The 21,669-nt window shown below is 72.3% G+C and carries 19 protein-coding genes; 17 read left to right on the top strand and 2 right to left on the bottom strand.

The features are described 5' to 3' along the window. A complete protein-coding gene (gene nrdR / locus OG823_RS11035) occupies positions 1 to 498 on the top strand; it encodes a transcriptional regulator NrdR (RefSeq protein ID WP_371479296.1) in 498 nt (165 codons plus the stop codon). A 281-nt stretch (positions 499 to 779) separates the two neighbouring features. Then, positions 780 to 3,668: a vitamin B12-dependent ribonucleotide reductase gene (locus tag OG823_RS11030; protein WP_371479295.1), complete on the top strand. Its 2,889-nt coding sequence runs from the start codon at positions 780 to 782 to the stop codon at positions 3,666 to 3,668. A 143-nt stretch (positions 3,669 to 3,811) separates the two neighbouring features. Here OG823_RS11030 and OG823_RS11025 read toward each other — a convergent pair whose 3' ends face one another. Continuing rightward, positions 3,812 to 4,486: a formylglycine-generating enzyme family protein gene (locus tag OG823_RS11025; RefSeq protein ID WP_371479294.1), complete on the bottom strand. Its 675-nt coding sequence runs from the start codon at positions 4,484 to 4,486 to the stop codon at positions 3,812 to 3,814. 198 nt (positions 4,487 to 4,684) lie between these two features. Here OG823_RS11025 and OG823_RS11020 point away from each other — a divergent pair, with 198 nt between their 5' ends. The 13 genes from OG823_RS11020 to OG823_RS10960 all read left to right on the top strand — a co-directional run bounded on the left by OG823_RS11020 (position 4,685) and on the right by OG823_RS10960 (position 18,178). Then, complete coding sequence (locus tag OG823_RS11020; protein ID WP_371484421.1) at positions 4,685 to 5,500, top strand: SDR family oxidoreductase; 816 nt, start codon at positions 4,685 to 4,687, stop codon at positions 5,498 to 5,500. Positions 5,501 to 5,531: 31 nt separating this feature from the next. Further along, positions 5,532 to 5,762 (top strand): RNA polymerase subunit sigma-70, encoded by a 231-nt coding sequence (locus OG823_RS11015; protein ID WP_371479293.1) that lies wholly within the window; start codon positions 5,532 to 5,534, stop codon positions 5,760 to 5,762. A gap of 1 nt (position 5,763) precedes the next feature. Continuing rightward, positions 5,764 to 6,336, top strand: coding sequence for a Clp protease N-terminal domain-containing protein (locus tag OG823_RS11010; protein ID WP_371479292.1), 573 nt, complete (start codon positions 5,764 to 5,766; stop codon positions 6,334 to 6,336). Between the two features lie 245 nt (positions 6,337 to 6,581). Next, positions 6,582 to 8,171 carry an ATP-binding protein gene (locus OG823_RS11005; protein ID WP_371479291.1) on the top strand — a complete coding sequence of 530 codons (1,590 nt, stop codon included), beginning with the start codon at positions 6,582 to 6,584 and terminating at the stop codon, positions 8,169 to 8,171. Next, a complete protein-coding gene (locus tag OG823_RS11000; protein WP_371479290.1) occupies positions 8,168 to 8,605 on the top strand; it encodes a roadblock/LC7 domain-containing protein in 438 nt (145 codons plus the stop codon). The genes OG823_RS11005 and OG823_RS11000 overlap by 4 nt, the downstream gene beginning before the upstream one ends. Then, positions 8,602 to 8,985 carry a DUF742 domain-containing protein gene (locus tag OG823_RS10995; RefSeq protein ID WP_371479289.1) on the top strand — a complete coding sequence of 128 codons (384 nt, stop codon included), beginning with the start codon at positions 8,602 to 8,604 and terminating at the stop codon, positions 8,983 to 8,985. Before OG823_RS11000 ends, OG823_RS10995 begins: the two co-directional genes overlap by 4 nt. Then, entirely contained in the window at positions 8,966 to 9,637 is a 672-nt protein-coding gene (locus OG823_RS10990) for an ATP/GTP-binding protein (protein WP_371479288.1), read from the top strand. Before OG823_RS10995 ends, OG823_RS10990 begins: the two co-directional genes overlap by 20 nt. Then, entirely contained in the window at positions 9,634 to 10,887 is a 1,254-nt protein-coding gene (locus OG823_RS10985; protein WP_371479287.1) for a cytochrome P450, read from the top strand. Before OG823_RS10990 ends, OG823_RS10985 begins: the two co-directional genes overlap by 4 nt. Positions 10,888 to 10,951: 64 nt before the next feature. Next, entirely contained in the window at positions 10,952 to 12,157 is a 1,206-nt protein-coding gene (locus tag OG823_RS10980; protein WP_371484420.1) for a cytochrome P450, read from the top strand. Positions 12,158 to 12,407: 250 nt separating this feature from the next. Further along, on the top strand, positions 12,408 to 13,766 hold the full coding sequence (locus OG823_RS10975; protein ID WP_371479286.1) for an ABC transporter substrate-binding protein: 1,359 nt from the start codon (positions 12,408 to 12,410) through the stop codon (positions 13,764 to 13,766). A 187-nt stretch (positions 13,767 to 13,953) separates the two neighbouring features. Next, positions 13,954 to 14,961: a carbohydrate ABC transporter permease gene (locus OG823_RS10970; RefSeq protein ID WP_371479285.1), complete on the top strand. Its 1,008-nt coding sequence runs from the start codon at positions 13,954 to 13,956 to the stop codon at positions 14,959 to 14,961. Then, positions 14,958 to 16,028 carry a carbohydrate ABC transporter permease gene (locus OG823_RS10965; protein ID WP_371479284.1) on the top strand — a complete coding sequence of 357 codons (1,071 nt, stop codon included), beginning with the start codon at positions 14,958 to 14,960 and terminating at the stop codon, positions 16,026 to 16,028. Before OG823_RS10970 ends, OG823_RS10965 begins: the two co-directional genes overlap by 4 nt. A 563-nt stretch (positions 16,029 to 16,591) precedes the next feature. Continuing rightward, entirely contained in the window at positions 16,592 to 18,178 is a 1,587-nt protein-coding gene (locus OG823_RS10960) for a DUF4153 domain-containing protein (protein ID WP_371479283.1), read from the top strand. Positions 18,179 to 18,311: 133 nt separating this feature from the next. Here OG823_RS10960 and OG823_RS10955 read toward each other — a convergent pair whose 3' ends face one another. Then, a complete protein-coding gene (locus OG823_RS10955) occupies positions 18,312 to 19,826 on the bottom strand; it encodes an MFS transporter (RefSeq protein WP_371479282.1) in 1,515 nt (504 codons plus the stop codon). A 230-nt stretch (positions 19,827 to 20,056) separates the two neighbouring features. Between OG823_RS10955 and OG823_RS10950 the strand changes: the two genes are divergently transcribed. Together OG823_RS10950 and OG823_RS10945 are read left to right on the top strand one after the other, a co-directional pair. Beyond that, the gene (locus OG823_RS10950) at positions 20,057 to 20,779 is read left to right on the top strand and encodes a TetR/AcrR family transcriptional regulator (protein WP_371479281.1); all 723 of its coding nucleotides are present in this window, start codon (positions 20,057 to 20,059) and stop codon (positions 20,777 to 20,779) included. Between the two features lie 166 nt (positions 20,780 to 20,945). Next, the gene (locus OG823_RS10945; RefSeq protein WP_371479280.1) at positions 20,946 to 21,629 is read left to right on the top strand and encodes a ribonuclease HII; all 684 of its coding nucleotides are present in this window, start codon (positions 20,946 to 20,948) and stop codon (positions 21,627 to 21,629) included. Positions 21,630 to 21,669: the final 40 nt, after the last annotated feature.

Genomic DNA, 21,669 nt, shown 5'->3' with positions numbered 1-21,669 from the left:
GTGCACTGCCCCTTCTGTAGGCACTCCGACAGTCGCGTCGTCGACAGTCGTACCACCGACGACGGAAGCTCGATCCGCCGCCGCCGGCAGTGCCCCGACTGCAGCCGCCGTTTCACCACGGTGGAGACGGCCGCGCTGATGGTCATCAAGCGCAGCGGCGTCACCGAGCCGTTCAGTCGGGAGAAGGTCATCTCCGGCGTCCGCAAGGCCTGCCAGGGACGACCGGTCACCGAGGACGCGCTCGCCCAGCTCGGCCAGCGGGTCGAGGAGTGCCTGCGGGCCAGTGGCAGCGCGGAGCTCTCGACACACGACGTGGGGCTCGCCATACTCGGTCCGCTCAAGGACCTCGACGTCGTCGCCTACCTGCGCTTCGCCAGCGTGTACCGGGCGTACGACGGGCTCGAGGACTTCGAGGCCGCCATCGCGGAGCTCCGCGCCGAGCGGCCCTTCAGCCTGGAGGTCGGCACCCCGGTGCCGGCTCCCGTCGCCGCGCCCTGACCGGCGCGCACCGCACGACCCGTACCGACGCGCACGCCGGCACGGCGAACCGTACCGACGCGTACGGCGACCCGCCGACGTAACACAGAGGTACTAGAACCTAGAACCGTACCGACCGGCCCCTCGGGGCTGACGCGTGCCCGAAAGCTGGGCACAGAACACCACAAACCGTGCGTGAGCAGCCGGCGCCACCGACTGCCCGCACACCAGGAGAAGCGAACCAACGGCACCCCGGAAGCAAAGGGGCGCCGAGGGCGTTTGCCCAGGAGGAGGAGCGAGAAGTGACAGACACGACGAGCGGTTCCGCACGCGGGTCCAAGTCCGACAAGGCGGCCAGGGGCGCCGGAAAGGCCCCCAAGGGCGGTCTGCGGATCGAGCGCATCCACACCACCCCTGGAGTGCACCCCTACGACGAGGTCACCTGGGAGCGCCGCGACGTCGTCATGACCAACTGGCGCGACGGCTCGATCAACTTCGAGCAGCGCGGCGTGGAGTTCCCCGACAGCTGGTCGGTGAACGCGGTGAACATCGTCACCTCCAAGTACTTCCGCGGCGCCGTGGGCAGCCCCCAGCGCGAGTGGAGCCTCAAGCAGATCATCGACCGGGTGGTGCTCACCTACCGCGCCGCCGGGGAGAAGAACGGCTACTTCACCGCTCCCGAGGACGCCGAGGTCTTCGAGCACGAGCTGACCTACGCCCTCCTCCACCAGGTCTTCAGCTTCAACTCGCCGGTCTGGTTCAACGTCGGCACCAAGCAGCCCCAGCAGGTCAGCGCCTGCTTCATCCTGGCCGTCGACGACTCCATGGAGTCGATCCTCGACTGGTACAAGGAAGAGGGCATGATCTTCAAGGGCGGCTCCGGCGCCGGCCTCAACCTCTCCCGGATCCGGTCCTCCAAGGAGCTGCTGTCCTCCGGCGGCAACGCCTCCGGCCCGGTCTCCTTCATGCGCGGCGCGGATGCCTCCGCCGGCACCATCAAGTCGGGCGGCGCGACCCGCCGCGCGGCCAAGATGGTCGTCCTGGACGTGGACCACCCGGACGTCGAGGCCTTCATCGAGACCAAGGTGAAGGAGGAGGAGAAGATCCGCGCCCTGCGCGACGCGGGCTTCGACATGGACCTCGGCGGGGATGACATCACCTCCGTCCAGTACCAGAACGCCAACAACTCGGTCCGGGTCTCCGACGAGTTCATGACCGCGGTCGAGAACGGCACCGAGTTCGGCCTGCGCGCCCGGATGACCGGCGAGGTCATCGAGACCGTCGACGCCAAGAAGCTCTTCCGCAAGATGGCCGAGGCCGCCTGGGCCTGCGCCGACCCCGGCATCCAGTACGACTCGACGATCAACCACTGGCACACCTGCCCGGAGTCCGGCCGCATCAACGCGTCCAACCCCTGCTCCGAGTACATGCACCTGGACAACTCCAGCTGCAACCTCGCCTCGCTCAACCTGATGAAGTTCCTGCGCGACGACGACAGCTTCGACGCCGAGCGCTTCGCCAAGGTCGTCGAGCTGGTCATCACCGCGATGGACATCTCCATCTGCTTCGCCGACTTCCCCACCGAGAAGATCGGCGAGACCACCCGCGCCTACCGCCAGCTCGGCATCGGCTACGCCAACCTCGGCGCCCTGCTGATGGCCACCGGCCACGCCTACGACTCCGAGGGCGGCCGCGCGCTGGCCGGCGCCATCACCTCGCTGATGACCGGCACCGCCTACCGCCGCGGCGCCGAGCTGGCCGGCGTGGTCGGCCCGTACGACGGCTACGCCCGCAACGCCGAGCCGCACCTGCGGGTCATGCGCCAGCACGCGGACGCCAACGCCGCCACCGTCCCGTCGGACGAGCTGGACGCCCCGGTCTGGGCCGCGGCCACGGAGACCTGGCAGGACGTGCTGCGCATCGGTGCGCAGCACGGTTTCCGCAACGCCCAGGCGTCGGTGCTCGCCCCCACCGGGACCATCGGCCTGATGATGGACTGCGACACCACCGGGGTCGAGCCCGACCTCGCCCTGGTCAAGTTCAAGAAGCTGGTCGGCGGCGGCTCGATGCAGATCGTCAACGGCACGGTGCCGCGCGCCCTCAAGCGCCTCGGCTACCAGCCCGAGCAGATCGAGGCGGTCGTCGACCACATCTCCGAGCACGGCAACGTGGTGGACGCCCCGAGCCTGAAGCCCGAGCACTACGAGGTGTTCGACTGCGCCATGGGCGAGCGGGTCATCTCGGCGATGGGCCACGTGCGGATGATGGCGGCCATCCAGCCGTGGATCTCCGGCGCGATCTCCAAGACCGTCAACATGCCCCAGAGCGCCACCGTCGAGGAGATCGAGGAGATCTACTTCGAGGCGTGGAAGCTCGGCGTCAAGGCGCTGGCCATCTACCGCGACAACTGCAAGGTCGGTCAGCCGCTCTCGGCCAAGACCAAGACCCCCGCGGTCGAGGCGCCCAAGGCCGAGGCGTCCCCCGTCGTCCAGCAGGTCGTCGAGTACCGCCCGGTGCGCAAGCGCCTCCCCAAGGGCCGTCCGGGCATCACCACCTCCTTCACGGTGGGCGGCGCCGAGGGCTACATGACCGCCAACTCCTACCCGGACGACGGTCTGGGCGAGGTCTTCCTCAAGATGTCCAAGCAGGGCTCGACCCTCGCGGGCATGATGGACGCCTTCTCCATCGCCGTCTCGGTCGGCCTCCAGTACGGCGTGCCGTTGGAGACCTACGTCTCGAAGTTCACCAACATGCGCTTCGAGCCGGCCGGTCTGACGGACGACCCGGACGTGCGGATGGCGCAGTCGATCGTGGACTACATCTTCCGTCGCCTGGCACTCGACTTCCTCCCGTTCGAGACCCGCTCCGCGCTCGGCATCCACTCGGTCGAGGAGCGTCAGCGGCACCTGGACACCGGCTCCTACGAGCCGCTGGAGGGCGACGAGCTGGACGTCGAGGGCCTGGCCCAGTCCGCTCCCCGCGCCGTCGAACCGGTCGCCCCGGCCCGGCCGGCCGCCGTCGAGCAGCCGAAGGCCGCCCCGGCCCAGGCGCACAACTCCACCGAACTGATGGAGATCCAGCTCGGCCTGAACGCCGACGCCCCGCTCTGCTTCTCCTGCGGCACCAAGATGCGCCGCGCGGGCAGCTGCTACCTCTGCGAGGGCTGCGGCTCGACCAGCGGCTGCAGCTGACACCGGGCGGGTCCGGGCCGGGTGTGACGTACCCGGCCCGGTCCGCGCGCCCTGCTGAGCAGTGACCCGAAGGGGACCGGCCGACGGCCGGTCCCCTTCGGCGTGTCCGCGTGCGCCGCTGTCCCGTGTCCCGTGTCCCGGGGTCAGCGCCCCGCGGTGCGCGCGACGCGGAAGCCCACGTCGTCGATCCGGAAGGTCGGGTGGCTGCGGCGCCGTACCGAGGCGCGGCAGCTCCAGCGCTCGTCGAACCACCCGCCCCCGCGCAGCACCCGGTAGCTGCCGTAGACCTCGGCGTCGTAGAGGTCCCAGCACCACTCCCAGACGTTGCCCAGCATGTCGTGGAGCCCCCAGGCGTTCGGCCGCCTGCCGCCCACCTCGTGCATCCGCTCCTGAGAGTTGCCGCGGTGCCAGGCGATCTCGTCGAGCGGCCCGTACCGCGGCTGCTCGGTGCCGGCCCGGCAGGCGTACTCCCACTCGGCCTCGGTCGGCAGCCGGTAGCCGTCGGCGGCCGCGTCCCACTCGACGGTCTCGGCGCCGGAGTCGAGGCGGTAGGCGGGTGCCAGGCCCTCGGCGCGGGACAGGGCGTTGCAGAACCGGACGGCGTCGTGCCAGGACACCCCCTCGACGGGCAGCCGCTCGCCCCGCACACTGCTCGGCCACAGGCCGGTGACCTGGGCGTACCGGTCCTGGGTGACCGGGAAGGCCGACAGCTCGTACGGTGCGAGGTCGGCCGGCCAACTCCGTTGCGTGCGCCGGTCGCTCAGCACCACCCGTCCGGCCGCGATGGGCGTCATCCCGAGTTCCGCGCTCGTCTCCATGGACCGGTGATCATACCGACGCCGGGCCGGTCCGGGCCGCCGTTCGCCCGCAGGAACCCGCCGTTCGCCCGCCGCAGCCCGCTTCGGGCCGGTCGCGGCGGTGCTCGGGCGGCGACGGCCTGCTCCGTTCGGGGCCGATGTCACGCTCCGCGGGGCCGTCCGGTCGTTGTTCCCGAGGACGAGGAGAGTGAGGTCGTGATGAAGCCGATTCTGGTGACCGGAGGTACCGGCACGCTGGGCAGCGAGGTGGTGCGCCTGCTGCTCGCACGGGGCCACGAGGTGCGGGTGCTGAGCCGCCGCCAGCGTTCGGGTGGCGGGCACGCGTGGGTGGTGGGGGATCTCACCACGGGGGAGGGGGTGGACGCCGCCGTGGCCGGTGTGGCGGCGGTGGTCGACTGTGCGACCACCCAGGGCAAGGGGGATGTCGCGGCGACGGCGAACCTGACGGCGGCGCTGCGCCGGGCCGGGGTGCCGCACCTGGTGTACGTGTCGATCGTCGGGGTGGACCGGGTGCCGATCGGCTACTACCGGGCGAAGCTGGCGGCCGAGCGGCTGGTGCGCGACTCGGGGGTGGGCTGGACGATCCTGCGGGCGACCCAGTTCCACGACCTGGTGATGACCGTCCTGAAGGTCAGCGCCAGGTCGCCGGTGGTCCCGGTGGCGGCCGGGGTGCGCGTCCAGCCGGTGGACGTCCGGGAGGTCGCGGCCCGGCTGGTCGAGCTGGTGGGCGGGGCGCCGGCGGGGTACGCGCCGGAGATCGGGGGGCCCCAGGTGCTCGGGCACCGCGAGCTGGCGCTGGCCTACCTCCGGGCGGCCGGGCTGCGCCGGGTGCTGCTGCCCGTGCGGCTGCCCGGTGCGGCCTTCCGGCAGCTGAGGGCGGGTGGAAACCTGACGCCGGAGCGCGCCGACGGGGTGGGTACCTTCGCGCAGGCACTGGCCGAGCGGTTCGGCGGCCGGGGCCCGGGCTCCGGGCGGGAGCGGCGCGACCGGGACGGAGGCGTCAACCAGGGTTGACATCCGGGTGCTGTCAACCTAGGTTGACAGCATGAGCGACACCAAGGAACTCGCGGCTGCCGCGAGCAGTCGTGACCCCGCCGTGGGACTTCGGGCGGTCCGCGCACTGCGCGATCTGGCGGACCGCCTGGAGGACCTCCAAGTGGGCAACGCCCGTGGACAGGGCTGGTCCTGGCAGGACATCGCGGTCTGCCTGGGCGTGAGCCGGCAGGCCGTCCACAAGAAGTACGCCAGGCGCGGTTTCGAGAAGGACGGAGGCTGAGATGTTCGAGCGATTCACCGTGGCCGCACGCAGTGCGGTCGTCCAGGCCCGCGAGGAGGCGGCCGCCCTACGTCATACCGTGATCGGCGGCGAGCACCTGCTGCTCGGGGTGCTGCGGCAGACGGAGGACCCGGCGGCCCGCGTCCTGATCGACGCCGGGCTCGATCTCGTCACCGCCCGGGCGGCCGTGCTCCGGCTGCGCGGCGATGCCGACGACGGTCAGGCGCTGGCCGCGATCGGGGTGGATCTGGACGCGGTCCGGGCGGCGGTCGAGGCGGAGTTCGGGGCGGGCGCGCTCGACGGGCCGGCCCCGGCGAGCGAGCGCGGAAAGGGCTGGTTCAGGAGCGAGGGCGGACGGCTGCCGTTCTCCGACGAGGCGAAGAAGGTGCTGGAGCTGTCACTCCGGGAGTCGTCCCGGTTGCGCTCCGGCGAGATCGCGTCGGGTCATCTCGTGCTGGGGCTGCTGCGCGAGGGCCGTGGAGCGGGTGCCCGGGTGATCGCCGGTCACGGGGCGGACCCCGCGGCGGTGCGCCGGGCGATCGAGGCCGTACTCGCCCGGCCGCCCGTGGGGTAGTTCGCGCCGAGCGATCGAGGCCGTACTCGCCCGGCCGCCCGTGGGGTAGTTCGCGCCGGGCGATCCGTGTGGGGACTGTGGACGTCTCAGACTGTCCGTCAACTGGCCACTTGAGTACGTCCGATGAATGGATATGATCTGCCGATCGCGCGAACTGATCAGCCGTCCGGAGGTGCCATCGGCACCCGGGCGGCTGTGCGCTGTCGCCCGCCCTGCGTCGAAGCCTGCTGCCGAGGACCGGATTGATGAGAGCACGCACGAGATCCGAGCGCGGCCCCTCCCGGAGACCGGCCCCCCGCACCGCGGCGCTGGGGGCCGCCGCCGTCCTGCTGGCGGCCGTCGCCGGACCGGTCGCCGTGGCCCGGGCCGCAGCCGCTCACCAGCCGCTCACCGTCGCCGCGGTCTGTGCCGTGGTCGTTCTGTGGCTGATCGCGGTGGGCGTCGCCGCCTCCGCCGACGGACGGGCCCGCCGGGCCGCCGCCGAAGTGGCCGACTGCCGGGCCGCCCTGGAAACCGCCCGGACCGGCGCCGAGGCCGCCCGCGCGCAGGCCGCCGAGGCCCTCGCCGCCGCCCGGACCGCCGGGGCCGAGCGGGCGGCCGCCCTCGCCGAGGCGGCCACCGCCCGTGCGGAACTCGCGACCGCCCTGGCCGGCGCCGAGAGGGCCGGCGCCGAACGCGCCGAACTCGTCCGGCTGGCCGACGAGATCCTGCCCGCGGTGGTCGAACGCCTGCGGGCCGGCGCCTCCGTCGACACCGCCCTGGCGGCGCACCGCCGCCACCCGCACGTCGCCCTGCTGCGCACCGTCGCCGAACAGGTCGGCCACGGCGAGCGGGTCCGGGCGGCGGCGCTGGCGGTCTGCGCCACCGCGGCCGGACGCGTCCAGGCACTGGCCACCAGCATGCACGCCGAGCTGCGCGAGATGCAGCACCGGCACGACGAGGAGGTCCTCGGCGACCTGCTGCGGCTCGACCACGCCACCGCCCAGGCGGGCAGGCTGGCCGACAGCATCGCCGTGCTCACCGGCGCCCGCTCCGGCCGCCGCTGGACCAAGCCGATCGGCGTCGAGTCGGTGCTGCGCGGCGCACTCGGCCGGATCGCCGCCTACCAGCGGGTGCGGCTGCACAACGCCAGCGGCGCGGCCGTGGCCGGCTACGCCGCCGAGGGCGTGATGCACGCGCTCGCCGAACTGCTCGACAACGCCACCAACTTCTCCGCCCCGCCGGCTGAGGTGCACGTCTACGTCGAGGAGGTGCACGCCGGACTGGTGATCACCGTCGAGGACGGCGGCCTCGGCCTCGGCGACGGCTGGCTGCGCCGGGCCGAACGGGCGGTCTGCGCCGAGCCGCTCGACCTCAGCACCCTCTCGGCCGGTACCCGGCTCGGGCTGGCGGTGGTCGGCTCGCTGGCCCGCAAGCACGGGCTGCAGATCTCGTTCCGCCCGTCCGCGCGAGGCGGCACCGGCGTCGTCATGCTGATTCCCCAACAGCTGATCACCCACCCGGTGCCGGACCCGGCCCGGGCGCCCGATCCGCTCCGGGAGCGGCCGGTCGCCGAGCCGCGCCGCTCCGGCGGCCGGGAGCAGGCCGCCGACGCGTCGCCGGAGACCGCGGACGGCGGGCTGCCCCAGCGGCGGCGCGGCCAGACCCTCGCCGCCGCGACCCCCGCGGGCGCGCCCGTACGCCCTGCACCCGCCACCGCCCACCCAGGCGGATCCGGCACAGCCGGCCCGGCGAAGACGCCGGCCGCCGCCCGGTTCGGGGCCTTCCGCCGAGCCCTGCAGGCCCCGAACACCCCCGACGATTCCCCCGCATCCCCGAAGGACGACTCCCGATGAGCAGCGCGACCGACCGCGACCTCGACTGGCTGCTGGAGAACCTGCTGACCGCCACGCCCGGTGCCCGTCACGCACTGGTGCTCTCGGCCGACGGCCTGAAGCTCTGTCACACCGCCGCGCTGAGCACCGACCAGGCGGACCAGCTGGCGGCCATCGCCTCCGGCATGCAGAGCCTGGCGCACGGCGCCTCCATCGAGTTCGGCGACCACGGCGGCGGTGTACGCCAGTCGATGACGGAGTTCCACGGCGGCATCCTGTGCATCGTGGCGGCCGGTCAGGGCGCGCACCTGGCCGTGATCACGGACGACGACGCCGACGTCGGCGTGGTGGGCCACAACATGCACGGTCTGATCGAACAGATCGGCACCCACCTCAGTGCGCCGCCCCGCGATCCCGACGGCGGCGCCGCCACGGGCACCACCACCCGGGCATGAGCGGGCCGCCGTTGCTGCCGGGCCGCGACGACGACCCGGATCGCCTCTACACCGTCACCGGAGGGCGCAGCCGCGCTGCGGAGAACGCCCTCGACCTGGTCACGCTGATCGTCGCCGAGCAGGAGCCGCAGCCGGGCATGCAGTCCGAGCACGCCCGGATCCTGCGGATGTGCGCCGCCCCGACGGCGGTGGTGGAGATCGCCGCCGACCTCGGGCTGCCGGTGTCCGTCGCGAAGATCCTGCTGGGCGACCTCCTGGAGGCCGGCCGGGTGAGCGCGCGCCATCCCCGGTTCTCCCCGGCCCGGCGCTCCGGAGCCGCTCCCCGGCTGCCCGATCTCGACACGTTGAAGCAGGTGCTCGATGGACTCCAACAGCTCTGACGCCGGCCGCGAGAGCGCCCGGCCCGACGACGGCCGGTCCGGGCGGCCGGGCACCGCCCTGCTCGAACCGCGGACCGCGCTCGGCCCGGCCGCCGACAACGGAATGAAGATCGTCGTGGTGGGCGGCTTCGGGGTCGGCAAGACCACCCTGGTCGGCGCGGTCAGCGAGATCCGTCCGCTCAACACCGAGGAGACCATGACCCGGGCGGGCGTCGGCGTCGACGACCCCTCGGCCTCTCCGGGGAAGCGCTCGACCACGGTCGCGTTCGACTTCGGCCGGATCACCCTCTCCGAGCGGAACGTGCTGTACCTGTTCGGGGCGCCCGGACAGGAGCGGTTCTGGTTCCTCTGGGACCGCCTGTTCAGCGGCGCGCTCGGCGCCGTGGTCCTGGTGGACACCCGCCGCCTGGCCGACTCCTGGTACGCCATCGACCGGCTGGAGCAGCACGGCACGCCCTTCGTCGTCGCCCGCAACGTCTTCGCGGAACCGACCCACACCCTGGCCCAGGTCCGCCGGGCGCTGGACCTGCCCGACCGGGTGCCGCTGGTGGACTGCGACGCGCGTGACCGCGAGTCGAGCAAGCAGGTGCTGATCGAGCTCGTCCGCCATCTGCACACCCTGGCCGAAGCCGAACAGGAGAGCACCCAGTGACCGAGCCCGCCCTCACCCCGCCGCCGGGCTGCCCCGCGCACGCCGACGCGGCCCCGCTGTACGGCCCGCGCTTCCAGACCGATCCGTCCCAGGTCTACCAGGAGCTGCGGGAGCGCTACGGGCCGGTCGCGCCGGTGGAGGTCGGCGGCGGCGTCCCGGCCTGGCTGGTGCTCGGCTACCGGGAGCTGCAGTTGGTGACCGGCCGGCCGAAGCTGTTCGGCCGCGACTCCAAGCGCTGGAACGCCTGGCCGGACATTCCCGAGGACTGGCCGCTGACGCCGATGGTGGCGCCGCTGCCCTCGATGCTCTACACCGAGGGCGAGGAGCACCGCCGCCGGGCCGGCGCCGTGACCGACGCGCTGGCCGGGGTGGACCCGTACGAGGTCCGCAAGCACTGCGAGGAGGTCGCCGACCGCCTGGTGGACGGTTTCTCCGGGCGCGGCGAGTGCGATCTGGTCGCCGAGTACGCCGACCGGCTGCCGCTGCTGGTGCTCTGCCGGATCTTCGGCATCGACGAGGACGAGACGCCCGTCCTGATCCGCTCCATCCTGGACGTCCTGGACGGCGGCCCCGCCGCGCTCGACGCCCAGCACCGGATGGCCCGAAGCATGATCGACCTGGTCGCGGCCAAGCACGAGAACCCGGGGGCGGACGTCCCCTCGCGGATGCTGGCCCACCCGGCCGGGCTGACCGACGAGGAGCTCATGCGGGACCTGACCGTCCTGATGGTGGCCGGCCACCAGCCGACCGCCAACTGGATCTCCAACGCGCTGCGCCTGATGCTGACGGACGACCGCTTCGCCTCCGCGCTCTCCGGCGGGCGGCGCAGCGTCAGCCAGGCCCTGAGCGAGGTGCTCTGGGAGGACACCCCGACCCAGATCTTCGCCGGGCGGTGGGCCACCGGCGACACCCAGCTGGGCGGCCGGCGGATCGCGGCCGGCGACATGGTGCTGCTGGGGTTGGCCGCCGCCAACCAGGACCCGGCCGTCCGGGGGGCCTCGGGCCGCGCCGCCGAGGGCAACAACGCGCACCTGAGCTTCTCGCACGGCGACCACCGCTGCCCCTTCCCGGCCCAGGAGATCGCCGAGGTGATCTCGACCACCGCGATCGAGGTGCTGCTGGACCGCGTGCCGGACATCCGGCTCGGGGTGTCCGAGCAGGCCCTGGTCTGGCGGCCGTCGGCCTGGATGCGCGCCCTGGTGGCGCTGCCCGCCGTCTTCACCCCCGGTGCCGTCGTCGGCCACGGCTGACCGGTGCCCGCGCCACCCGGCGCGCGGCCGGGCACTTCCGCCGCACCACCTCACGAAGGAGCCCCTGTTGAGCACACCGATCGTTCTCGACCCGTTCGCCCGTGACAACGCGGCCGAAGGCGCGGCCCTGCGTGCGGCCGGGCCGGCCGCTCCGGTCGAGCTGCCCGGCGGGGTCGCGGCGTGGGCCGTCACCCAGCACGCGGCCGCCCGGGATCTGCTGACCGACCGCCGCCTGGTGAAGGACATCGCGCACTGGGCGGCCTACCAGCGGGGGGAGATCCCCGAGACCTGGCCGCTGATCGCGCTGGCGGCGCCCGGCCCGAGCATGGTCACCGCCGACGGGCCGGAGCACAAGCGGTTGCGCGCCCTGGTCGCGCAGGCCTTCACCCCGCGCCGGGTCGAGCTGATGCGGCCCCGGGTGGAGGCGATCACCCACCGGTTGCTGGACGCGCTGGCCGAGGGGGAGCCGGAGGTGGACCTCAAGGGCGGGTTCGCCTTCCCGCTGCCGATGAGCGTGATCGGCTCGCTGCTGGGGTTCCCGGAGAGCGACCACGGCCGACTGCGCGCCCTGTACGAGAGCCTGTTCAGCAGCGTCGCCGCCCCGGAGGAGGTGCCCGCCACCCGGCTCGCCCTCTACGGCTTCGTCGGGGACCTGGTCGCCCGGCGCCGGGTGGAGCCGGCGGAGGACCTGACCAGCGCGCTGCTCGCCGCGGACGTCGAGGGCGGCGCGCTGAGCGACGAGGAGGTGGTCTCCACCCTGCTGGTGATGATCGCGGCGGGCCACGAGACGACGGTCAACCTGATCACCAACGCGGTCCGGGCGCTGCTCACCCATCCGGAGCAGCTGGCGCTGGTCCGGTCCGGCGAGGTCTCCTGGGCGGCGGTGGTCGAGGAGTCGCTCCGCTGGACGCCCCCGACCAGCAACTTCCTCTTCCGGTTCGCCGCCGAGGACGTACCGGTCGGCGAGGCGGTGATACCCGCGGGTGCGCCGGTGCTGATCTCCTACAACGCGATCGGCCGTGATCCCCTGCAGCACGGTGTCACCGCCGAGCTGTTCGACGTCACCCGTGACCCGGTGCGCCACCTCTCCTTCGGTCACGGACCGCACGTATGCCCCGGGTCGCCGCTCGCGCGCCTGGAGGCCGGGGTCGCGCTGCCGGCCCTGTTCGAGCGCTTCCCCGCCCTCGCGCTGGCGGTCGCGGACGACGAGCTGGCACCGTCCCCCTCACTGATAGTGAACAGTCTGCGGGAGCTTCCGGTCCGGCTCTGAGCCCCTCGGAGGCCCCCGCCGGCCGGGGGCCTCCAGCACGGGCGGGTCACGACTGGGGCACTGGGCGATGAAGGTCGAACGCATGCCTTGGCGACAGGTTGCCATTACGTTAACGTCTTCAAGCCAGCTACCGCTGGGTACGGACGATGACGTGCACAACGCAGTGTTGCTCCGCCTTATCGCTGAATGTTTGAAGCCCCGGCCAGGAGGACGCGATGACCCCCACTCCGAGCACCGCCGAGATGTGCCGATGACCGCCCGTCGCCGCCTGCTGGTGGCCCCCGCGATCCTGGCCCTGGCGCTCACCGCCGCCTGTTCCAACAGCTCGGGCGGTTCGAGCGGCAGTTCCGGTTCGGCTGCCGCACTCACCGGTGACTGCGCGAAGTTCCAGCCCTACGCGGGGCACTCGGGGACCAAGGTGACCATGTTCGCCTCGATCCTCAGCCCGGAGTCGGACAACCTGGAGAAGTCCTGGGCCGACTTCAGCAAATGTACGGGCATCAAGATCAGCTACGAGGGCTCCAACGACTTCGAGTCCCAGCTCCCCGTCCGGGTGAGCGGCGGCAACGCCCCCGACTTCGCGATCATCCCGCAGCCCGGCCTGCTGGCCCAGATGGTCAAGAGCGGCAAGGTCGTCAAGCCGCCGGCCGGCACGGTGGCCAACGAGGACAAGTGGAGCCCGGTCTGGAAGACCTACGGCTCGGTCAACGGCACCTTCTACGCGGCGCCGATGAGCGCCAACATGAAGTCGCTGGTCTGGTACTCGCCGAAGACCTTCAAGGCGGCCGGCATCGAGGAGCCGAAGACCTGGGCCGACCTGATGGCGGCCAGCGACAAGCTGGCCAAGGCCGGCGGCGACCTCAAGCCCTGGTGCGGCGGCATCGGCTCCGGCACGGCCACCGGCTGGCCGGCCACCGACTGGCTGGAGGAGGTCGTCCTCGGCTCGTACGGCGGTGACGTCTACGACCAGTGGGTCAGCCACCAGGTCAAGTTCAGCGACGAGAAGATCACCACCGCGATGCAGACGGTGGCCGGCTGGATGCAGAACCCGGCCTGGGTGAACGGCGGCATCGGCGACGTGAAGTCGATCGCCACCACCACCTTCCAGGACGCCGGTGCGCCGATCCTCACCGGCAAGTGCGGGATGCTGCAGCAGGCCTCGTTCTACAAGGCCCAGTGGCCGCAGGGCACCAAGGTCGCGCCGGACGGCGACGTGTTCGCCTTCCACCTGCCGGCCGTGAACCCCTCGGTCGCCAACCCGGTCGAGGGCGGTGGCGAGTTCCTCGCCGCGTTCTCCGACCGGCCCGAGGTGCAGGCGGTGCAGAACTACCTGTCCAGCTCGGACTGGGCCGGCAGCCGGGTGAAGACCGCGACCGGCTGGGTGTCGGCCAACCAGGGCGTCGACAAGAGCCTGTACACCGACCCCATCGACCAGCTCTCCGCCGCTGCGCTGACCGACCCCACCGCGACCTTCCGCTTCGACGCCTCGGACCTGATGCCGGCCGCGGTCGGCTCCGGGCAGGAGTGGAAGTCGCTCACCGCCTGGTTCGCCGAGGGCCAGTCGATCCAGCGGGTCGCCGGCGACATCGACGGCGCCTGGCCGCAGTAGACCCCCGACGGGCGGACGCCGGCCCACCGGCCGGCGCCCGCCCCTCCAGGACCACCTGACGAGGGCGGTGCGGGGCCACCCACCCGCACCGCCCGCCCCACTGCCCACCGGCAGCCCCGTCTCCGCCCCACCCCTGTCCCGCCGCTGTACCACCGGGCCCCAGGGATCCCAGGAAGGACGAACATCCATGTCCGTCACCAGGGCTCTGCTCGCCGACGGCGCGTGGACCGACGCGAGCGTCAAGCTCGGCAACAGCCTCGGGGCCGTCGCCGGCTTCCTCGGCATCCTGCTGGTGGTCTTCTACGTCGCCGGCCGCGCCTCCGGGCGGCTCGGCCGCCCGCTCGCGGTCGGCGTCTTCCTGGGCCCCGCCGTGCTGCTGCTGATCATCGGACTCGTCGCACCCCTGGTGCGCACGGTGTACCTCAGCTTCTACAACGACGACAGCACCCGCTTCCTCGGCGGCAAGAACTACGGCTGGGCGCTGACCAACGACGGCATCCACCACGTCCTGTTCAACACGCTGCTCTGGCTGCTGGTGGCGCCGCTGGCCGCGACCGGCCTCGGACTGGTCCTCGCACTGCTCGTGGACCGGATGCGCGGGCAGTCGGTCTACAAGTCGCTGATCTTCATGCCGATGGCGATCTCGCTCGTCGGCGCGAGCATCATCTTCAAGTTCGTCTACGAGGCCCGAGACGCCTCTCAGCCGCAGATCGGCCTGCTCAGCCAGCTGGCGATCGGCCTGGGCTGGCAGCACCCGCCGAACTGGATGCTCTCCCAGCCGCTGAACACCTTCCTGCTGATGGCAGTCATGGTCTGGGTGCAGACCGGCTTCGCCATGGTGGTGCTCTCGGCCGCGATCAAGGCCATCCCGGACGAGGTCACCGAGGCGGCCCGACTGGACGGCGCCGGCGGTTTCAAGCTGTTCTGGTTCGTCACGGTGCCGATGATCCGCACCACGCTGGTGGTGGTGCTCACCACCGTCATGATCACCACGCTGAAGGCCTTCGACATCGTCCGGACGATGACCGGCGGCAACTTCGGCACCCAGGTCCTGGCGAACGAGATGTACTCGCAGTCGTTCGTGCAGTTCAACACCGGCCGGGGCAGTGCCCTCGCGGTGATCCTCTTCCTCGCGGTGCTGCCGCTGGTGGCCTACAACATCGTCCAGCTGCGCAAGGAGCGTGCCGTCCGATGAACGAGCACAGCGCGGCCGCGGCCGCCGACCCCGACGAGACCACGCCCGACGAGACCACGCCCGACGAGACCACGCCCGCCGTGGCCGCGACGCCCGCCGACCCGCCCGCGGAGCGGAAGGTGGCGGCCGGCGGCGGCCGCCTCGCGAAGACCGGGACGACCCCCGCCCACGGCCCGGTGCGCAAGGCGTTCAGCAGCCCGTTCGGCTCGCTGTTCGTGATCCTCGTGACGGTGCTCTGGACCATCCCCACCCTGGGGCTGCTGGCGACCTCGCTGCGACCCAAGCAGGACGTGGCGACCAGCGGCTGGTGGGAGGTCTTCACCCACCCGGACCTCGGCCTCTCCAACTACCACACGGTGCTCTTCGAGGGCGGATTCGGTGTCAGCGGCGGCCTGCTGCCGTACATGGTGAACTCGCTGGCGATCAGCGTGCCGGCGACGATCTTCCCGCTGGTGATCGCGGCGATGGCGGCGTACGGGCTGTCCTGGGTGAGGTTCCGGGGCAGTGACACCGTCTTCTTCATCATCTTCGCGCTCCAGGTGGTGCCGCTGCAGATGGCGCTGATCCCGATGCTGCAGCTGTTCTCGGGCGGCGCGCACCTCGGGTCGCTGACCGTCGTCCCGGCCTTCAACCTGAGCGGGACGTACGCGCCGGTCTGGCTGGCGCACACCATGTTCGCGCTGCCGCTGGCGATCTTCCTGCTGCACAACTTCATCTCGCAGCTTCCGCGCGACCTGATGGAGGCGGCGGTGGTCGACGGAGCCTCGCACTTCAAGATCTTCCGCTCGATCGTGCTGCCGCTCTGCACGCCGGCGCTGGCCTCGTTCGCGATCTTCCAGTTCCTCTGGGTCTGGAACGACCTGCTGGTGGCGCTGACCTTCGCCGGCGGCACGCCGGAGGTCGCGCCGATGACGGTCCGCCTCGCCCAGCTCTCCGGCTCGTTCGGCGGGCGCTGGGAGCTCCTGACGGCGGGCGCGTTCCTCTCGATCATCATCCCGCTGGTGGTCTTCTTCAGCCTGCAGCGCTACTTCGTCCGCGGCCTGCTGGCCGGGTCGGTCAAGGGCTGAGCCGCCCGGGCGGTCCGGGGCCGAACCGCTCCGGGGCCGCCCCTCGACCCGCGCCCGGGTGCCGGCACCCGGCTCTGCGGACAGGCCCCGGGGCGCGCGCCCCGGGGCCTGTCCGCGCGCTGCGCCCCCGCGCGGAGCCGAGTCCCTGACCTCCGCGGCTGCTCGTGCTCGCCCGCGCTCGCCCATGCCTGCCCGCGTCTGCCCGCGTCCGCCGTGCCCGCCCGCGACCCTGGCCCGACTCCCCGCGCCCCGGCCAGGAGGCACTACGGCCGGCGCGGCTCTGTCACAGCTCAGTGACACAACCACTCCGCGCACGATTTGAACTTGTTCAGAACGATCTGTTTTCCCTAGAGTCTGCGTCATGTCGCGGCGCTCCTCAGCGCCGGCCGGCGGACTGCCCGTGGGCGGTTTCCGCATGCCCACCGACCTGCCGAGGGGGACCGATGTCCGGCCTGTCCGCACCTGAGCCGTCGCCGAACCAGCCGTCCGACCAGCCGCCTGACCAGCCGATGCCCGGGATACCCGCGCCCGAGGGTCCACTGCCGGGCGGAACGCCGTCCGACGTGCCCCCGCCCGGGCCGCAGGGGCCCGCCGGACACGACCCGTACGCCGTCCGGCCGCCCTACGGTGCGCCGCCGTTCCGGCCCCAGCCCGCCCCGCAGATCAAGCTGATCACCGACACCGCGCCCGGCCCCCGGGCGGCCGCCACCCCCCGGGTTCTGCTGGCCTCCCTGATCACCGGGCTGCTGACGGCCTGGCTGCTGGGCGACGGGCTCGGTCTCAACCTGCTGCTCTGCGCGGCCGGCGCCGCCACCGCCGCCGGGCTCACCGCGCGCGCCGCCGGGCGCCGGGTGCGCCCCTGGACCCTCGTGTGGAGTGCGCTCGCGGTGGTCCTGCTGGTGATCCCCGCGCTCTGGGACGCCGGATGGCCGACCGTGCTCTCCGTCGTCGCGGCGTTGGCGCTCACCTCGCTCGCCCTGCACGGCGGACGCCGTTGGGCGGGTGTCACGCTCGCGCTGCCCGGGGTCCTGTGGCAGCTCGTGCCCTCGTTCCTGTGGGGGGTGAACGCCCTGCGCGGCCGCGAGTACCCGGCCAAGCAGAAGGTGCTGCCACTGCTGAAGGCACTGGTCGTGGCAGCCGTGCTGCTGATCGTCTTCGGCGCCCTGTTCGCGAGCGCCGACGCGGCCATGGCCGACGTGATGAGCAGCCTGACGCCCTCGTTCGACCTGGGTGAACTGCCGCTGCGCTTCGTCCTGCTCGTCCTCGGCACCGTCACCGCGCTGTCCTTCGCGCACATCGCGGCCGGCCCGCGACGCTGGGACCTCGCGCGGACCGGCCCGGGCCGTGAGCGCGGCCGGCTGGAGTGGGCGCTTCCGCTGGGCGCACTGAACCTGATGTTCGCCGTCTTCACCGTGGTGCAGGTGGTCGTCCTGGTCGGCGGCCGCGACGCCATCATGACCAACACCGGGATGAGCCGCTCCGAGTACGCCCGGCAGGGCTTCTGGCAGCTCACCGTGGTCACCGTCCTCACGCTCGGCGTGGTCGCCCTGGCCAAGCGCTGGGCGCCCCGGTCGACGCCCGGCGACCGCCGGCTGGCTACGGTGCTGCTCGGGACGCTCTGCGTGCTCAGCCTGGTGGTGGTCGGCTCGGCGCTGGTGCGGATGTACTTCTACGTGGACGCCTCGGGCCTGACCCGGCTGCGGCTCTGGGTACTGGTCGTGGAGATCTGGCTCGGCGTGGTGTTCCTGCTGGTCATCGCCACCGGCCTGGTGCGCTCGGCGGCCTGGCTGCCGCGCGCGGTGGTCCTCAGCGCCGCGCTCACCGTCGCCGTGTACGGGCTGATCGGGCCCGACGCCGTCATCGCCCGGCAGAACGTGGCCCGCTACGAGCGCACCGGCCAGATCGACCTGCGCAACGTCCGGGATCTCTCGGTCGACGCCGTGCCCGCGCTGGACGCCCTGCCCGACGACCTGCGCACCTGCGCCCTGGAGTCGCTCTGGTCCGAGGCCGGCGGCTCCGAACCCTGGTACGCCGTCAGTCTCGCGAAAACCCGTGCACGGGACGTCTTCACCGCGCGTCCGCTGGACGACCAGCCGCGCCGCGCCTGCGGGCGGGTCGGCTTCGACCGGTCGGACGAGTACGACTACTGACCGCGGGGGCACCGCGGGGCACTGCGAGGGAGCGGGGGGAAGCGGACGACGGCGCAGGTCGGAAGGCGGGGAGTCCTTCCGGCCTGCGCCGTCGGTCGTGGCCGCCTTGTGGGCGACCGGTCGTGAGGGCCGGTCAGAGCATCGCGCCCGCGGCGCTCTCGGCGGGCAGGCCGTTCGGCCGGGACTTGATCATGAAGATCGCCACGAGCAGGGCGACCGCGGCCAGCGCGGCGCCGATGACGAAGCCGTGCGAGATGCCGTACGTGAGCACCTGGTTCCCGGCGCTCGCCAGCTGTTCCCCGGTCGGGGCGACGTCCGTCGGCGCGGCCGCCTTGAGCTCGGCCGCCTTGTCGGCGGCGGCGCGGGCGAACACCGTGGTGAGGATGGACAGGCCGAGCGAGCCGCCGACCTGCTGCATCGAGTTCAGCAGGCCCGAGGCGGCGCCGGTCTCCGCCGGGGCGACCCCGGTGACCGAGAGCAGCATCGCCGGGACGAAGATCAACCCCATGCCGAAGCCGAACAGCAGCATCGGGCCGAGCACCCCGTCGGCGTAGCCGCTCTCGGCGTTCATCCGGGTCAGCCAGGTGAGCCCGATCGTGACCAGGAGGCCGCCGCCGACCATGAACGGCTTGGGGCCGTACCTGACCTGGAGGCTGGAGGCGAGCTGTGCGGCGAAGATGATCGACACGCTGACCGGCAGGAAGGCCACGCCGGCACGCAGCGGGCTGTAGCCGAGAGGTCCCTGCACGAACAGGGTGATGTAGAAGAAGATGCCGAACATGGCCGCCGACAGGCAGAGCATCATCACCAGGCTGCCGGTGCGGCTGCGGTCGGAGAACAGGTGCAATGGCGTGATGGGCTGCCTGGTGCGCCGCTCGATGCCCAGGAACACCGCCATCAGCGCGACGCCCAGGACGAACGAGGCCAGCGTCAGGCCGTCGGACCAGCCGTCGGACGCCGCCCGGATGAACCCGTAGACGAGGGTCACCAGACCGAGGGTGGAGGTCAGTGCGCCCGGGAGGTCGAACCGGCCGGAGGTGCGCTCGGACTCGGTGATGTAGCGGGGCGCGGCGATCGCGATCAGCGCCGCGAGCGGCACGTTGACGAAGAAGACCCAGCGCCAGTCGAGGTACTCGGTCAGCAGGCCGCCCGCGAGCAGGCCGATCGCCGCGCCGGATCCGGCCACGGCGGAGGAGACGCCGAACGCCTTGTTGCGCTCGGGCCCTTCGTCGAAGTTGGTGGCGATCAGGGCGAAGGCGGTCGGCGAGCAGATCGCGCCGCCGATGCCCTGCAGGGCGCGCGCGGCCAGCAGCATTCCGCCGCTCTGGGCGAAGCCGCCGAGCAGGGAGGCGAAGCCGAAGAGCAGCGTGCCGAAGATGAACACCCGGCGCCGGCCGAGAATGTCGCCGGCCCGGCCGCCGAGCAGCAACAGGCCGCCGAAGGTCAGGGTGTAGGCGTTGATCACCCAGGAGAGATCCGTGGTGGAGAACTGCAGCGCGTCCCGGATCTTCGGTAGCGCGATGTTCACGATGGTGGCGTCGAGAAGCACCATGAGCTGGCTGGCCGCGATCACGGCCAGGGTGATGCCTTTGCCACGACTCGCGTCGCTCGGTGGTGAGTTCTTGCTGAGTGTGTCGGAGACAGCCATGATGAGCCCCCTGCTGGCTACTGCTTCGTATGATGTCGGCCGGCACCGGCGGAGGGCCGGGCCGCGATCCGGCCGGTTCCCGCAGCCCGTCGCCCGGTGTGCGTGCGGATGTACCCGTCGGTCCGGGGTGCGGTGGACTGCACGGGCTATGAAGGAACGGCAGCGTTCACTAAGGTGGACCCTAGCCGGTGGATATTTGTGAACGCAAGCGTTCTCTAAGGTTGGTGGCGATGAGTCAGACGGTGCTACCGCAGGCGGTTGGCGGTCCGGCGGCCGAGACGGTGCCGACCGGCCGTACGCTGATCGCCCGCCCGGCGGCGGACATGCCGGTGGGCGAGCCGGTCGGACCGGTCGCCGGGCCGGCCAGGCCGGTACGCCGGCGCGGCCGGGAGCTGGAGGAGGCGATCTTCGAGGCCACCCTCGACCACCTGACCAGCGGCGGGTACGCGCGACTGACCATGGAGGGGGTCGCGACCAGCGCGCGAACCGGTAAGGCGGCGCTCTACCGGCGCTGGGCCTCCAAGATGGAACTCGTCCTCGACGCCTTGGACGCGACGCTTCCCCCGCCCGCCGAGGTTCCGGATCTCGGCTCGGTCAGGAGCGAGTTGCTGCTGCTCATCGACCGGTACCTGGCGGCGATGGAGTCCCGGGCCGGCGGGGCGATGCACGCGCTGATGAACGAACTGGACCACGGGCACTCGGCGCAGGGTCAGGTGTTCAGGGATTTCGTCGTCGACCGGGTCGTCATCCCCACCAAGACCTCCACCCTGGCCGTCCTCGGCCGGGGCGTGGAGCGTGGCGACGTCCGCCCCGGCGCGGACAACGCCATGGTCGCCGACATCGCCCCGGCCATGCTGATGTACCGCGTGAAGATGTGCGGCGGCGACCGGCTCGAGCCGGGTTTCTCGGCCGAGCTGGTGGACGAGGTGCTGATGCCGATGGTGCGGCGGTAGCGCGTAGCGCGTTGCCGTCCCTGCCCGCTGTCGTGTGTTGTCCGCCTGTCCGCCTGTCCGCCTGCCTGCCTGCCTGTCCGTCCGTCCGCCACCGCCCGGCACCGCGCTCCCGGGCGGGGCACGGCGGGCCGTACGCTGGAGGCAGCCCTACCGAACGGATCCCGCCATGCCTGTCGTCCCCCCGACCCACTCCGTCGAGCGCTCCCTGCGCCGGGCCGGCGCCAAGGTGGTCGTCGGACTCGACGAGGTCGGGCGCGGCTCATGGGCCGGCCCGGTGACGGTGGGCGCGGCGATCACTGGACTGCGCAAGCCGCCGGACGGGCTGACCGACTCGAAGTTGCTCACCGAGCGCCGCCGCTCGGCCCTCGCGCCCCTGCTGGCCGACTGGGTCAGCGCGTACGCACTGGGCCACGCCTCCGCGCGGGAGTGCGACGACCTCGGCATGACGGCCGCACTGCGACTGGCGGCGGTCCGGGCCCTGGAGGCGCTTCCGATCCGGCCCGACGCGGTGATCCTCGACGGAAAGCACGACTACCTCGGCGGGCCCTGGCAGGTCCGTACGGTGATCAAGGGGGACCAGTCGTGCATCTGCGTCTCCGCGGCCTCGGTGCTCGCCAAGGTGCACCGGGACGGCCTGATGGCCGAGATCGGCGAGGGCCACCCCGCGTTCGGCTTCGCCGAGAACGCCGGTTACCCCTCCCCGGTGCATCGCGCCGCGTTGGAGGAACTCGGCCCGACCGAGCACCACCGGCTCTCCTGGTCCTACCTGGACGCCCTGCCGCAGTGGCGTCACCTCAAGCGCGGACGCGCCCTCGAATCGGCGGACGAGCAGCTCACGCTGGGTTTCTGACGATTCGACGGCAGCGGCGGGAGGCGCCTGTCGCCGCGCG

The sequence above is a fragment of the Kitasatospora sp. NBC_00315 genome, assembly GCF_041435095.1.
Lineage (GTDB): Bacteria > Actinomycetota > Actinomycetes > Streptomycetales > Streptomycetaceae > Kitasatospora.
The sequence above is the reverse complement of the archived record's forward strand: the minus strand, read 5'-3'. Positions and strand labels throughout refer to the sequence as shown.